The organism is Maribacter luteocoastalis, from assembly GCF_048890225.1.
GTDB classification, from domain to species: domain Bacteria; phylum Bacteroidota; class Bacteroidia; order Flavobacteriales; family Flavobacteriaceae; genus Maribacter; species Maribacter luteocoastalis.
Window position 1 is genome coordinate 210,039 of record NZ_JBMFZG010000005.1, and the last position, 14,826, is coordinate 224,864.

Sequence of the window (14,826 nt, forward strand, 5' to 3'; positions counted from 1 at the left end):
TTAATAAAAGATCCCATTACTGAAATATTAGTCTACCTGTAAAGAGTTCTTCCACATTTATTGTCCCTGGCCTATTCAGGGAGATTACATCTCCTGTACCCCTAATAACACCAGTAATAGAAGTTTGTGGGTTGACCAAAATATCATTTGTCCCCCTATGGTTTAGATTGATGTTTTCAGCTATTAGATTTTGGGCCTCAATCCTTGAATCCCCTGCTGCAATATTTATATTTAGATTTTCTACCGCTCCTTTTAATTTAAAATAAGCAATTCCATTTACAGTTATACTAATATTGGAAGCATTAACCTCCAGATCGAACTCCCCATCCGTTGTTTCTGACTCTGGCACCGTGAAACTCTCTGAATATAAACTGAGTTGCGGATACGATAATACGCTTTCACTTTTAATTGGAAAACCAGTACTACTGCGTATTTCATTAATATTTGGCGAAGTAATATACACCGTGGTTACACCATAATCCCTAAATAAATTACATCCGTTTTCATTTCGTAGTATTAACCTATCACCTTCAACTTCTGCACTTACCTCATTAATTAAAAATTCACCAGTTTCTATTTCTACTTTCTGACTGTCCCCTTGCTTCAATACCAAAACAACCTTTTCAAAAACCGTTATTTTGGTGAACGTTGGAAGGGATATCTCTTCTCTGACCAATACCCCAGAATTCTGAAAACAATCAGAGGCATTTTCTGAATTACATCCTAAAAGAAAAAAAGCACAAAATGCAAACCATTGTATACCCATTCGACCACTTGACCCCTTTTTTAGTATTCCTTTTATCATAATCTAATACCTATTCCAAATTCAACGGCCTCTGCTGCGGCACCATGGGACTTTAGGGTAATTGCCCCAAATACCTTATTTCCAAAATAGCGTTTTAACCCAATACGATTATAGACCTTACCCTCAAAATCAAACGGATAATAAACATAATAGCCCAATTGGGTAATTATACTCATTTGGTTAATAAACAGTTCATGACCTAAAAAAACGCCAACCCGTTTATAGTCATCATTAACATCTACATCCATTTCAGGAAAAGAAGTTGCCTGAAACCTTATAAGCTCTTTTAAAAAGTTAGAGAAAAAAACATCGGTTCCTAATTGTAGTGCACTTTTTCTACCCAAACGTTTATCAACATAACCAGATAAAATATAAAACCCATATTGCCCAGTACCAATAACATCACTTTCATTTATCCCACCTCTAAACACCAAATTATATCTCATGGGTTCCAATATCTTTTCAGTAGCTCCTTTTGGGATGTAGTTCATCTCCTTGCCGCCATCCAAATCATATATCAACCCTGCATTTAGCGCAAATGTATTTGTGGAGGTATTGGGCGCCTTAAAATTGGCATTGGAATAATGAACAAGGGATATACCTGTTTTAAAGCCCAAGCCCTTAAAAATATTTTCTTTGTGATAATTAAGCATTAAATAGGTAGAGCTTAAAAAATCTGAGCCATAGGCATTGTTCCGGAAATTATCTTCTTTATCATATGCATTGGTAGTATAGGCTATACCCTGACCAACCCTAAACTGTATATTTCGCTTTACGAAATAGAAATTGTAATGGGCATACAGTCCTATGTTTTTTCCCAATGTAGCATTGTTCATATCCTGATAGATAAAAGATGCCCCATAATCCGGATAATTAAACAAGGCTTCCCATTCCTTAGAGCCATATGTTTTTCTATTATAACTTAAAATTACACCCGCAGGGTGATTGGTTATCAAATGGGAAATATCTGGATTATGCAGTAGTACGGAACCATAAAATTGATTGGCATCCAGCGTATATTTCTTTAACTCTTCCCCATTTTGTGAAAAGCAAAAAGTGAAGGGGAAAATAAAATAAAAGAGTATTCTCAATTTCATGCGCGGCAAAAATAAGCATTAAAAATCTTGGATATTAATCAAGGTAATACCCTACAATATTCCAATAACAAAAAGACTAGTTACAGCTGTAATATTAAAACAACTCTTTTGCAATAGCCTTAATATTATCAGATTTGCCCATGGAATAATAATGTAAAACAGGAACACCAGCCGCTTTCAGTTCTTTTGATTGTTGAATGGCCCACTCTACACCTATATCCCTCACTTCTTTATTGTTTTTACATGCATCTACCGCTTCAATCAAAGCTTGCGGTAAATCTATCCTAAAAACCTGTGGCAATAATTGTAAATGCCTCTTAACTGCGATAGGCTTGATTCCGGGAATAATGGGAACTTCTATGCCAATAGCCCGGGCAGCATCAACAAATTCAAAATACTTTTGATTATCAAAAAACATTTGGGTAACTACATAATCGGCTCCTGCGTCTACTTTTTCTTTTAATCTTTTTAAATCGGATTGCAAGGAGGGCGCTTCCAGATGTTTTTCTGGATAACCGGCCACGCCTATACAGAAATCAGCACAATCATCTGTTTCTATAGTTTCATGTAGGTATTTACCTGTACTTAAATTTCTGATCTGACGAACAAGTCCGGTTGCAAATTCATGACCACCTTTGGTCGGATTAAAATACTTCTCCTCTTTCATGGCATCACCACGTAGTGCCATTACATTATCAATCCCCAAATAATGGCAATCCACCAAAACATATTCTGTTTCTTCTTTGGTAAACCCACCACATAGTAAATGTGGCACGGTATCTACTTGGTACTTGTGTTGTATAGAAGAACAAATACCAACGGTACCGGGACGCATTCGTGTAATCTTTTTATCTAAAAGACCCTCCCTGTCAATATAAACATACTCCTCGCGCGAGGTAGTCACATCAATGAATGGAGGTTTAAACTCCATCAATGGATCAATATTATTATAAAGTTCCTGTATGCTTTTTCCCTTTACCGGTGGGATAATTTCAAAGGAGAACAATGTTTCCCCTTTCGCTTGTTTAATATGCTCTGTTACTTTCATTTATTTTTCCAACAATTGTTCTTCAATCTACTTGCATGATTCTTCATAATCCCAATATATCTATCTATCATCTAGCTAATACAGTAAAGTATATTTCTCTTGTAATGCTTTGACTCGATGTACCGATACTAGGTTTCTTGAGAAGCTATTAACTATAATTTTCTTTTCTATTTTCTGGTTTTGGATATTAGAGTCATTACTTTCTATATGACCACCCAAAAAATCCCTACTTATTTTTTATATTAGTCATCAGCTATATTGGGCGCAAGCCATTTTTTAGCCTCATCCAATGAAATTCCTTTCCTAATGGCATAGTCTTGCACCTGATCTTCTTTTATTTTACCCAATCCAAAATATCGTGCTTCTGGATTTCCAAAATAATAACCTGATACCGAAGCTGCAGGCCACATGGCCAAACTTTCGGTCAATTTTACCCCTATTTTTTCCTCTACCCCCAAAAGTTCCCAAATGGTCAATTTTTCTAAATGGTCGGGGCAGGCTGGATATCCTGGTGCAGGCCTGATACCTTTGTATGATTCCTTAATCAAATCTTCATTACTTAAAGCTTCATCTTTGGCATAGCCCCAATGTTTTGTCCTTACAGCTCTATGCAGATATTCTGCAAAGGCCTCAGCAAAACGATCTGCCAATGCTTTTATCATAATTGAACTATAGTCATCAAGATTCTTTTCATAGGCAGCTGCCAATTCTGCCGTTCCAAACCCTGTGGACACACAGAACGTACCAATATAATCTTGTTTACCACTTTCTTTTGGGGCAATGAAATCTGCCAAGGCATAATCTGGCACACCTTCTTTTCTTTGTAATTGCTGTCGTAAGGTCCTAAATATAAAATGCCTACCATCTACATTTACCTCAATATCATCTTGATTGATACTATTGGCTGGGAACAAACCAAAAATTCCTTTTGCCTTTAGTTGTTTTTCCTCAATAACCTTTCGCAAAATAGACTGTGCATCTGCAAACAATTCCGATGCTTGTTCACCCACAACATCATCAGATAAAATATCCGGATACTTACCATGTAATTCCCAACTTCTAAAGAAAGGCGTCCAATCTATATACGTAACCAATTCCTCCAAATCTATATCCTCTATAACTTGGATCCCTAATTGATTTGGTTGTATGATTTCACTTTTGTCCCAAGCTATCTTGAACCTGTTTTCACGTGCTTTTTCAATCGTCTTATATTCCTTAACTACAGATCTTTTCAAGAATTTTTCACGAAACACGTCATAATCCTCCTTAATTGATTTTTTATAGCTATCAGAAGTATCCTTTTGTAATAAATCCCCAACAACGGTCACCGCCCGTGAAGCATCGTTAACATGAACTACAGCTTGGCTGTATTGTGGGTCTATTTTAACTGCGGTATGTGCCTTACTTGTAGTTGCGCCACCAATCAACAATGGAACCTTAAAATTTTTACGCTCCATTTCCTTTGCCAAATGCACCATTTCATCCAAAGATGGCGTTATAAGTCCGCTAAGGCCAATTATATCTACATTATGTGCTATGGCCTCAGCAAGAATTTTTTCTGGTGGTACCATTACCCCCAAATCCACTATCTCATAGTTGTTGCATGCCAATACTACACTTACGATATTCTTTCCAATATCGTGCACATCTCCCTTCACCGTTGCCATTAATATTTTACCGGCACCCTCAGTATCAGATTCCTGTGGATTTAATAATTTTTCCTCTTCTATATAAGGCAATAGATAGGCAACGGCCTTTTTCATTACACGAGCAGATTTAACTACTTGTGGAAGGAACATTTTACCACTGCCAAACAAATCTCCAACTACGTTCATTCCGGTCATTAAATGACCTTCTATAACTTCAATAGGTTTTTTGGATGCCTCACGTGCCTCTTCTACATCTTCCACTATATATTGATCAATACCCTTTACCAATGCCCTAGTGATCCTGTCCTGTAAAGGTTCTTCACGCCAAGAAAGGTCTACCTTACTCTCTTTGGCCGTACCTACGACCGATTCTGCAAACTCCAACAATCTTTCTGTAGCATCATCCCTGCGGTTTAACATGACATCCTCTACATGCTCGAGCAAATCTTTAGGAATATCATCATATACCTCTAACATAGTGGGGTTAACTATCCCCATATTCATTCCCGCTTTTATGGCATGATATAAAAATACGGAGTGCATGGCCTCACGAACAGGATTATTTCCACGAAAAGAAAAGGAAACATTACTTACACCTCCACTAACACTACAATACGGTAAATTCTCCTTTACCCATTTTGTGGCATTGATAAAATCGAGCGCATTTAATTTGTGTTCGTCCATCCCTGTGGCAACAGGAAATATATTTAGGTCAAAAATGATATCCTCAGGAGGAAAGTGGACCATGTCCACTAATATTTTATAGGAACGTTGGGCAATTTCTATTCGTCGCTCATAATTATCTGCTTGTCCAACCTCATCAAAAGCCATAACAATAACAGCCGCCCCATAACGCTTTATTAATTTTGCATGATGGATAAACTGTTCTTCACCTTCTTTTAAACTGATGGAGTTTACCACACATTTTCCTTGTACTACCTGTAGACCAGCTTCTATAATTTCCCATTTGGAGCTGTCTATCATAATGGGGACACGTGCAATATCTGGTTCGGCAATAACCAAATTCAAATATTTGACCATTGCTTCCTTCCCATCAATAAGTCCGTCGTCCATATTGATATCAATAATCTGGGCACCACCTTCCACTTGGTCACGGGCAACATCTAAGGCTTCTTCAAACTTATCCTCTTTTATAAGCCTTAAAAATTTTCTGGAGCCGGCTACATTGGTACGCTCACCAACATTAACGAAATTGCTTTCGGGAGTAACAATGAGTGGCTCTAGACCGCATATTCTTAAGTATCTGGTTGGCGGTTGATGGTTGTAAGTTGATGGTTCTTTTGTAATTATTCCAGACATTATTTTGTCTTTTTATAATAGTTAATAAACCCATTGATGAGCTTTTTACACTTCAAAATTTGACCAAAAATATGATCAAAATTTCCCTTAACTAAGTAGTTTTGGTCTAATGCTATGAACATTTGGGTTTCCAATTCATATAAAGAACCTCTAGCGATGTGTAAAAAGTGAATTGTATCAGCAGATGTTCTTCTTCCACATCCCTCCGCAATATTGGAAGGAATAGAAACTGAACAACGGCGAATTTGGCTCGTTAATCCATATATCTCCTCTTTAGGAAACAGTTTAGAAACTTGGTAAATTAAATTTACCAAAACTCTAGACTCTTTCCATAATTCTAATTCTGTATATTCCATCAAAAAAAAAATTACTGACAACCATCAACCGAAAACTCTCAACTTTCTTGGTTCGTATTGTTCAACCAGCTTAGCAATCGCTGTAATATGTTCTGGAGTTGTACCGCAACAACCACCAACAATATTAACTAAACCTTTTTCAACATATTCCTTGATCTGTGCCGCCATCTGCTTTGGCGATTCATCGTACTCACCAAAAGCATTGGGCAACCCCGCATTTGGGTGGGCAGATATAGCGTAAACGGTCTTATTTGCAATTGCTTCTAAGTGGGGAACTAACTGACTTGCACCTAAGGCACAATTAAAACCTACCGATAAAATTGGGATATGTGATACAGAAATAAGGAATGCCTCTGCGGTTTGCCCGGATAAGGTTCTCCCAGAAGCATCTGTTATCGTACCGCTTACCATAATTGGAACGGCTAAATTACGTTCTTCCTTAACTTCTTCTATAGCGAAAAGAGCCGCCTTTGCATTTAACGTATCAAAAATAGTCTCAACTAGCAACAAATCCGCCCCGCCATCCAATAAGGCCTCTACCTGTTGCTTATATGCTATGCGAAGTTCATCAAAGGAAATGGCCCTATAACCAGGGTCGTTTACATCTGGTGACATGCTCGCCGTTTTATTGGTTGGCCCTATACTTCCTGCCACAAATCTTGGCTTATTTGGTTCTTTGGCGGTAAATTCATCTGCCACCTGTTTTGCAATACGGGCAGATTCATAATTAAGCTCATAGACCAGTTCCTCCATATGGTAATCCGCCATGGCAATGGTAGTGCCAGAAAAAGTGTTGGTCTCCACAATATCAGCTCCTGCAGCAAAATATTTACGATGAACTGCTGCTATGGCCTCTGGTTGGGTTAAGGACAATAAATCGTTATTTCCTTGCAAAGGCGACGGCCAGTCTTTAAAACGGTGTCCCCTGAAATCCTCCTCCGTAAATTTATAACGCTGTAGCATGGTGCCCATGGCGCCATCCAGTACTAGAATTCGTTCTTGTAATATGTCTTTAATATTCGTCATTTTTTCTTTCTTACTTGCGTTAGGTACTTCGACTTCGCTATGGGTAAAATAACGGTGTTACCTTTTTAGCCATTTGGATAAAAAGTACAATGTAAAGCCCAACCATTTTTTTAAAACGGTAACGCGCAAAAATTTATATCAAGAAAAGGGTAAATTGTTCCTATGCATTTTGGTTATCTGCCAAGATACTTAATCCTAAATGGGACAGCACAGGTAGAATGTAGCACCTTCTTAGGTCCCGAACAATGTTAGGAAATCCAAGGGTTGCTAAGGCTTCACCGGGTCTAGTCCCTCTGCCTTTCTTGATAACGATTTCAATGTTTGTATGAACTAGGGGCAAAGAAACAGCACTGCCCGATGAAAACCAAATTCTAGCTTCCTTTTTTAATTGTGATGCTAGAATAAAAAACCCCACAATCTAAATGACTGAAGGGTTTTTTTTGACTAATTCAAATGTAAAATTTTATGAGATACTCTGCACCACTTCTTTTTTAGCTTCTTTTTTGGTGCCATCAAAACCTTCTACACCACCAACAGTAGTATATTTCATTACGTACCGTTTCCCGGGATTAATGATTTGATAGGCATACTGACACATAACTGCAGCTTCATGAAAACCGGAAAGTATCAACTTTAATTTACCTTCATAGGTATTAACATCCCCAATAGCAAAAACACCGGGAATATTGGTTTGGTAATCTTTAGCATTGTTCACCTTGATGGCATTCTTTTCTATCTCAAGTCCCCAATTACCTATTGGTCCTAATTTTGGGGAAAGTCCAAATAAGGGTATAAAATTATCGACCTCTAAATAGGTTTCCCCCTTGTCTGCATCATTATGTTTTATAACAACTGCCTCTAATTTATCATCGCCGTACAATTTTTTTACCTCAGCTTCCGTATACAATTTTATCTTGCCCAATTTAGCAAGCTCTGAGGCTTTTTCCACAGAATCCAAAGCACCCCTAAACTCATTTCTTCTATGCACCAAACTAACCTCTGAGGCAACACCTGCCAGAAATATGGCCCAGTCCAATGCAGAATCACCACCACCTGATATCACCACTTTCTTATTGCGATAAACTTCAGGGTCCTTTACCATGTAGGCAACACCTTTATCCTCAAAATCTACAATATTCTCAATAGGTGGTTTTCTGGGTTCAAAAGAACCCAATCCACCAGCGATAACGACTACAGGGGCCTGATGCTGTGTGCCTTTATTAGTGGTTACTATATAAGAACCATCTTCTTGCTTGTCCAATGTTTCAGCACGTTCACCCATAGTAAAACCTGCTTCAAACGGCTTTATTTGCTCCATAAGGTTATCTACCAAGGTGCCAGCTAAAATTTCTGGAAATGCCGGAATATCATAAATAGGTTTTTTAGGATATATCTCTGAACACTGCCCACCAGGTTGTGCCAAAGCATCTATTAAATGACATTTTAACTTTAAAAGCCCAGCTTCAAAAACCGTAAATAAACCTGTAGGTCCCGCTCCAATTATAATTATATCTGTTTTAATCATACGTCTTGACTTAATTCCAGTTGATTTTCTACTATTTCTAACATATTTGCCCTATGATTTACTACTTCTCCAATGATAATAATAGCGGGATTGGACAACCCCTTTTCCTTAACCTCTTTTTCTATGGATGAAATGGTGCCCAAACCAATCTTTTCATCTGCCCGTGTTCCATTTTGAATTATGGCAATTGGTGTTTTTGACTTACCGGCATTTGTAAAATGAGAAACTATTTGTGGTAACTTGGACATACCCATTAAAATAACAACGGTTGCATTGCTCTGTGCGGCCAAACGAACATCATTTGAAAGCTTATGTTCTTTAGTTGTGCCAGTAATTACCCAAAAGCTTTCTGCCGACCCTCTTTTGGTTACAGGAATATTCTGGGATGCAGGCACGGACAAACATGAAGAAACCCCTGGCACCATTGCCACTTCCAATCCATGTTGGGCGGCATATTCCATTTCTTCGGTTCCACGACCAAAAACAAATGGATCTCCTCCTTTTAACCTTACTACATGGCCATGCAATTTTGCCCTACTTACAATAAGTTCATTAATTTGTTCTTGCTGATACGAATAGCACCCTTTGCGCTTACCAACAAAAATATGTTCTGCCTGTGGCGCATACGCCAATAATTCTGAATCTACCAAAGCATCATACAATACCACATTGGCTTCTTGTAAAGCCCTTATGGCCTTTAGTGTAATCAATTCTAAATCACCAGGGCCAGCACCTACCACGGTTAGTCGTCCGTGTCTTCCAATACGCCCTGCTATTGGTGAAAAAGGCACATTATTTTGTTTTATTGTGCTCATTTATCTTATGCTTCTACCAGTTCTTGATTTCTAAAATCCCCAATGGTATTCAAAAATCCCTTTGCATCCTCTAGGTATGTTTTGGCAAATGCCTCAGTAGGCTCGTTCTTATTTAATTGCAATACCAATTCCTCAAAACTTCTACCCAATTCCAATTTATTGGATGCTACAAAAAATGTATCAAAATCCTTGATGATACTATTATGTGTATTGACCTTTGTCTTTTCAGCCGTTAGAAGTGCTTTGGCAGAATTTACCATGGATGAATAGGAATGATAAATACTCGCCGCCCATTTCCCTGCATTTAAATTTTCCTCTGCATTTTGTATTTTCTCTTCACTTTCAAAAAGTAAGGTTGCAATTAAATCGATAACAACACCTGCACATTCGCCAACACCAATCGCTTTTTCATATCGCTCTGTATTTCCCCAATCTACAAAATCTTCTGCAGTAAGGTTGGTGATATCTGAAAGCGGCGTCAAGAAATCATAAAAATACATTTGACCTTTCTCTGCATAATAATCCGCATAAGACAACCCGTTGCCATTGGCGTCATAATCATCCAAAATTAAACGCAATGCCTCTGGCCCCCTTTTACTGGGCACTTTTACCACTTTATCCGCAAACCTACCGTTACCATTACCATCATTACCACCACCCAACAGTACCTGTAATGCGGGTGCCACCAATTTATCCTTAGTACGGACGCTCATTCCTTGAAACCCTATATTGGCCATATTGTGCTGACCACAAGCGTTCATACAGCCACTAATTTTAATCACCACATCTGAGTTGGATATATATTGTGGATATTCACTTTTTATTACTCTTTCTAGTTCCTCCGCAATACCCGTACTACTGGAAATACCTAAATTACAAGTATCCGTACCTGGACATGCTGTAATATCCAATGCCTTATTGTATCCTGCTTCTACAAATCCTAGTTTCTCCAATTCTGCATAGAAAAATGGAACTGCTTCTTCTTTTACATAAGGGATCAATATATTTTGGCGAAGGGACAAACGCAGTTCAGAAGCTGCATATTTATCCACTAAATCTGCCAATAATCTCGCTTTATCGGTATAAAAATCACCCAATAAGACCTTTATTCCAATAGCTACAAAGCCATCTTGTTTTTGAGGAATTATGTTGGTCGACTTCCATTTTTCAAATGCTTCTAAATTCGCAATCGCTGTAGCAGGAGCCTTGATTTCCGAGATCTTTATTTTAGGGTATGCCAAGGCATCAATTGGATATGAAGTATATGGTACTGCCTTTTGCTCTTCGGCCAATAACTTCTTAAACCCTTCTAAACCAACATCCTTTAATAAGAATTTTAATCTGGCCTTTGCCCTACTCTTACGTTCGCCATAACGGTCAAAAACACGAACTACACCATCCATTAAGGGAATAATCTTATCCGATTCAAGGAAGTCAAAAAGCACATCGGCGTGCCTAGGCTGTGACCCCAAACCTCCTCCTAGCATTACTTTAAATCCCTTTTCCCCATTTTCAATTTTGGCGATGAAACCAAGATCATGCATATATGACAATCCTGTATCTGAGTCACTGGAAGAAAAGGAAACCTTAAATTTCCTTCCCATTTCCTGACTAATGGGATTACGTAAAAAATATTCAAAAAGTGCTTGCGCGTACGGTGAAACATCAAAAGGCTCATTTTTATCAATACCTGCAGTTTCACTGGCAGTGACGTTACGTACGGTATTACCACAGGCTTCACGCAGGGTAACCTCATCCTTTTCCAATTCTGCCCAAAGTTCTGGAGTACGGTCTAGATCTACATAATGTATCTGGATATCTTGACGCGTAGTAATATGCAATCTTCCTCTAGAATATTCATCGGAAACATCACAAATTCTATGTAACTGTTTAGATGAAATTTTACCATAAGGAAGTTTAATACGAATCATCTGAACACCCTGTTGACGTTGGCCATAAACACCACGTGCCAAACGAAGACTTCTGAACTTTTCCTCATCTACCTTGCCTTCCTTAAATTCATGGATCTTACGTTCCAATTCAAGAATATCTTTTTCAACAATCGGATTTTCTATTTCTGTTCTAAAACTTTGCATATCTATACTTTACTATGGACAACGGTATTACTTACCGATATTAATTTTAACTCTATATTTTCTATAGTTTAAATAGGTTTATTTTGTGGGTGACCTATACTATTATACAATAGAATTTTAAACCTAACTTATAAAACCCGCCCCTACCGTATTATTAGATTGTGTATCTATTAATATGAAAGAACCATTGGTTCTATGTTCTTTAAACTTATCGTAAAAAATAGGCTTGTTTAGTTTAAAGGTCACTTGGGCAATATCATTCATACCCAAACTTTGTACGTTAGCCTCAATACCAGAATAATCTGGATTGATTTTGTGATGAATCCTATCTACTTTCGCCAATACTTTATTTACGCCATGTTGAACCACGTACTTTTTACCCGCAACCAAATTATCTGCATCCATCCATGAAACAGTTGCAGTGAACTCCTTCTCAATGGTAGGCAAATCACCTGCTTTCACCAACATATCACCCCTACTGATATTTATTTCATCTTCTAAGGTTATGGTGACCGATGAACGCCTTGAGGCCGTTTGGTATTTTTTATCGTAAAAATAAATTTCCTTGATTTTAGACCGGGTCTGTGATGGCAAGGCTACTACCTCATCACCAACACTTAACTCACCTCCATATACCTTGCCGGCAAACCCACGAAAATCATGGTGCTCGTCAGTTTTTGGACGAATTACGTATTGTACTGGAAACCGTGGTGTACCCACGTTGGAAACAGCCGCTAAATCCAAACCTTCCAAATGTTCCAACAAGGTTTCCCCGTTGTACCACGGCGTATTCTCGGATGCATTTACAACGTTGTCCCCTTTTAAGGCACTAACCGGTATAAAGGTAATCTTCTGATCCTCATAGTCACGCTTACCCATTAATTCAGTAAAATCTGCCTTGATCTCGTTATAGCGCTCTTCAGAAAAATCAACCAAATCCATCTTATTAACTGCAACAATAACTTCCTTGACACGCAATAAATTATTGATAAAAAAATGCCTGTTGGTTTGCTCTATAACTCCCTTTCTTGCATCTATTAAAATAATTGCGGCCTGGGAGGTAGATGCTCCGGTAACCATATTTCTTGTATATTCCACATGACCGGGAGTATCTGCAATAATGTAACTTTTCTTGTTTGTAGAAAAATAGATATGGGCCACATCTATAGTAATTCCCTGCTCACGTTCTGCCACTAGACCATCGGTTGCCAAGGAGAAATCCAAATAGTCATACCCATTTTTTTTGCTGGTTTTTTCTATGGCCTCCAATTTATCTGTTGTCAAGGATTTGGTATCATATAAAAGCCTACCTATCAAGGTGCTTTTACCATCGTCTACACTTCCTGCTGTTGCTATTTTTAGTACTTCCATTTTTATGCTATTAGCCGTTAGCTTTTCGCAATTGGCTTTTATTATTAGATTTGCTAAAGGCTGACTGCCGATAGCTAAGAGCAAAATTTTCTAAAGAAAATTTTAAAAATATCCTTGTTGTTTTCTTTTTTCCATTGCCGCTTCAGAACGTTTATCGTCTATCCTCGCCCCTCTTTCAGAAATTGTGGAATCCCTAATTTCCCGTACAACCGATTCAATATCAGTAGCCTCAGAGAAAACAGCCGCGGTACAGCTCATATCGCCAACCGTTCTAAAGCGAACCATTCTTTCCAACACCTCTTCATCATCCTCTTGAAAAACATAATCGGAATGTGACCAAATTAGACCATCCCTTAAAAACACCTTACGCTTATGTGCAAAATAGATAGAGGGTATTTCTATTTCTTCTTTTTGAATGTAAGACCAAACATCTAGCTCTGTCCAGTTAGATATTGGAAAAACACGAACGTTTTGTCCCAATTCAATTTGACCGTTCAACATATCGAACAATTCCGGCCTTTGGTTTCTTTCGTCCCATTGCCCAAAATCATCACGAACAGAAAAAATCCGTTCTTTGGCACGTGCCTTTTCCTCATCCCTTCTTGCCCCACCAATACAAGCATCAAACTTAAATTCTTCAATGGCATCCAATAGTGTGGTAGTCTGTAAAGAATTTCGGCTAGAATACTTGCCTGATTCTTCCTTTACCTTTCCCTGATCAATAGAATCCTGCACATTACGTACAATAAGTTCCAATCCTAATTCCGCTACCAACCTGTCTCTAAATTCTATGGTTTCAGGAAAATTATGACCTGTATCTATATGCATTAAGGGAAAAGGTATTTTAGCAGGCCAAAAGGCTTTCTGTGCCAACCTCACCAAGGTAATGGAATCTTTTCCACCAGAGAAAAGAAGTACCGGCCTTTCAAACTGGGCAGCTACCTCCCTAAATATATATATTGACTCGTTCTCAAGTGCGTTTATATGTACTGTACTATTGTTCATTTTTTATCTTTTAGGTGTGCAACCCACATTCACGGTTTGCCAATACTTTTGTTGGGTCAAAATATTTATGCTCATTAGGCAAATTATACTTCCTTAAATAGGTATCTAATTGAGTGTCGCTCCAATGATAAAATGGACTCACTTTTAAAACACCATCCTTACTTAAACTCAAAATATCCAAACTATCACGAAGAGCGGTCTGACCTTTACGAAGGTTGGTAAACCAAACATCTGGTCTATACGCTGCCATTGCCCTAGAAAAAGGTTCTAGTTTCACTTGTTTAGTAAACTCAGCATGTCTTGGATCATCAATTTGTGGAATACCCATTACGGCATCCCTATGTGCAGTTGTTTGTAATGGCACAAAAAGCTTAACGTTCAATTGCAAACGCTCAATAAGTTCCTCTGCATGTTTATAAGTATTTGGGGTGTTATAACCGGTATCGCACCAAATAACAGGTATATCCTTGCCAACTTGTGACACCGCATGTAGAATTGCAACTTCATAGGGTCTAAAATTAGTGGTAACCACAGGTGTTACACCATGTTTTACGGCCCAAGAGATAATCTCCTCTGGCGGAATACCCTTAAACTGGATATTCAATTGCTTTATGTCAGCTTCTGTAAATGCCATTTTAATTTCTTTTTAATCGATAATCCGATATTTAAAATGTTTCGGGTTTTACGCTATATTTTTATATTGCTTTTCTATT

Annotated in this window: 13 protein-coding genes and 1 riboswitch; all 13 genes read right to left on the reverse strand. The window is 38.1% G+C overall.

Annotated elements, in window-relative coordinates; translation table 11 throughout:
- Positions 1–16: 16 nt before the first annotated feature.
- Entirely contained in the window at positions 17–805 is a 789-nt protein-coding gene (locus ACOCEA_RS11645) for a head GIN domain-containing protein (RefSeq protein ID WP_420756419.1), read from the reverse strand.
- Positions 802–1,818, reverse strand: a complete 1,017-nt coding sequence (locus ACOCEA_RS11650) for an acyloxyacyl hydrolase (RefSeq protein WP_476422502.1) — start codon at positions 1,816–1,818, stop codon at positions 802–804. The genes ACOCEA_RS11645 and ACOCEA_RS11650 overlap by 4 nt, the downstream gene beginning before the upstream one ends.
- Complete coding sequence (locus tag ACOCEA_RS18000; RefSeq protein ID WP_476422500.1) at positions 1,778–1,921, reverse strand: DUF2705 family protein; 144 nt, start codon at positions 1,919–1,921, stop codon at positions 1,778–1,780. Before ACOCEA_RS18000 ends, ACOCEA_RS11650 begins: the two co-directional genes overlap by 41 nt.
- A gap of 75 nt (positions 1,922–1,996) precedes the next feature.
- On the reverse strand, positions 1,997–2,950 hold the full coding sequence (gene metF, locus ACOCEA_RS11655) for a methylenetetrahydrofolate reductase [NAD(P)H] (protein ID WP_420756421.1): 954 nt from the start codon (positions 2,948–2,950) through the stop codon (positions 1,997–1,999).
- A 242-nt stretch (positions 2,951–3,192) separates the two neighbouring features.
- The gene (metH, locus tag ACOCEA_RS11660) at positions 3,193–5,919 is read right to left on the reverse strand and encodes a methionine synthase (protein WP_420756422.1); all 2,727 of its coding nucleotides are present in this window, start codon (positions 5,917–5,919) and stop codon (positions 3,193–3,195) included.
- Positions 5,919–6,275 (reverse strand): four helix bundle protein, encoded by a 357-nt coding sequence (locus ACOCEA_RS11665; protein WP_420756423.1) that lies wholly within the window; start codon positions 6,273–6,275, stop codon positions 5,919–5,921. Before ACOCEA_RS11665 ends, metH begins: the two co-directional genes overlap by 1 nt.
- Positions 6,276–6,299: 24 nt before the next feature.
- Positions 6,300–7,301, reverse strand: coding sequence for a homocysteine S-methyltransferase family protein (locus ACOCEA_RS11670; RefSeq protein WP_420756424.1), 1,002 nt, complete (start codon positions 7,299–7,301; stop codon positions 6,300–6,302).
- Positions 7,302–7,471: 170 nt separating this feature from the next.
- Positions 7,472–7,613: riboswitch (SAM riboswitch) on the reverse strand.
- A 151-nt stretch (positions 7,614–7,764) separates the two neighbouring features.
- On the reverse strand, positions 7,765–8,826 hold the full coding sequence (locus ACOCEA_RS11675) for an NAD(P)/FAD-dependent oxidoreductase (protein WP_420756425.1): 1,062 nt from the start codon (positions 8,824–8,826) through the stop codon (positions 7,765–7,767).
- On the reverse strand, positions 8,823–9,641 hold the full coding sequence (gene cobA / locus ACOCEA_RS11680) for a uroporphyrinogen-III C-methyltransferase (protein WP_420756426.1): 819 nt from the start codon (positions 9,639–9,641) through the stop codon (positions 8,823–8,825). Before cobA ends, ACOCEA_RS11675 begins: the two co-directional genes overlap by 4 nt.
- Positions 9,642–9,646: 5 nt before the next feature.
- Entirely contained in the window at positions 9,647–11,737 is a 2,091-nt protein-coding gene (locus ACOCEA_RS11685; protein WP_420756427.1) for a HEPN domain-containing protein, read from the reverse strand.
- Positions 11,738–11,860: 123 nt separating this feature from the next.
- Positions 11,861–13,108 carry a sulfate adenylyltransferase subunit 1 gene (locus ACOCEA_RS11690; RefSeq protein WP_420756428.1) on the reverse strand — a complete coding sequence of 416 codons (1,248 nt, stop codon included), beginning with the start codon at positions 13,106–13,108 and terminating at the stop codon, positions 11,861–11,863.
- A 102-nt stretch (positions 13,109–13,210) separates the two neighbouring features.
- Positions 13,211–14,113 (reverse strand): sulfate adenylyltransferase subunit CysD, encoded by a 903-nt coding sequence (cysD, locus tag ACOCEA_RS11695; RefSeq protein WP_420756429.1) that lies wholly within the window; start codon positions 14,111–14,113, stop codon positions 13,211–13,213.
- A gap of 10 nt (positions 14,114–14,123) precedes the next feature.
- Complete coding sequence (locus ACOCEA_RS11700; RefSeq protein ID WP_420756430.1) at positions 14,124–14,747, reverse strand: phosphoadenosine phosphosulfate reductase domain-containing protein; 624 nt, start codon at positions 14,745–14,747, stop codon at positions 14,124–14,126.
- Positions 14,748–14,826 lie beyond the last annotated feature (79 nt).

Excerpts from the sequence above, each read along its gene's own strand:
- ACOCEA_RS11700 (WP_420756430.1), bottom strand. The coding sequence starts at position 14,747 with ATGGCATTTACAGAAGCTGACATAAAGCAATTGAATATCCAGTTTAAG.
- ACOCEA_RS11670 (WP_420756424.1), bottom strand. The coding sequence starts at position 7,301 with ATGACGAATATTAAAGACATATTACAAGAACGAATTCTAGTACTGGAT.
- ACOCEA_RS11665 (WP_420756423.1), bottom strand. The coding sequence starts at position 6,275 with ATGGAATATACAGAATTAGAATTATGGAAAGAGTCTAGAGTTTTGGTA.
- cysD (WP_420756429.1), bottom strand. The coding sequence starts at position 14,113 with ATGAACAATAGTACAGTACATATAAACGCACTTGAGAACGAGTCAATA.
- metH (WP_420756422.1), bottom strand. The coding sequence starts at position 5,919 with ATGTCTGGAATAATTACAAAAGAACCATCAACTTACAACCATCAACCG.
- ACOCEA_RS11645 (WP_420756419.1), bottom strand. The coding sequence starts at position 805 with ATGATAAAAGGAATACTAAAAAAGGGGTCAAGTGGTCGAATGGGTATA.
- ACOCEA_RS11675 (WP_420756425.1), bottom strand. The coding sequence starts at position 8,826 with ATGATTAAAACAGATATAATTATAATTGGAGCGGGACCTACAGGTTTA.
- cobA (WP_420756426.1), bottom strand. The coding sequence starts at position 9,641 with ATGAGCACAATAAAACAAAATAATGTGCCTTTTTCACCAATAGCAGGG.
- ACOCEA_RS11685 (WP_420756427.1), bottom strand. The coding sequence starts at position 11,737 with ATGCAAAGTTTTAGAACAGAAATAGAAAATCCGATTGTTGAAAAAGAT.
- ACOCEA_RS18000 (WP_476422500.1), bottom strand. The coding sequence starts at position 1,921 with ATGCTTATTTTTGCCGCGCATGAAATTGAGAATACTCTTTTATTTTAT.
- ACOCEA_RS11690 (WP_420756428.1), bottom strand. The coding sequence starts at position 13,108 with ATGGAAGTACTAAAAATAGCAACAGCAGGAAGTGTAGACGATGGTAAA.
- metF (WP_420756421.1), bottom strand. The coding sequence starts at position 2,950 with ATGAAAGTAACAGAGCATATTAAACAAGCGAAAGGGGAAACATTGTTC.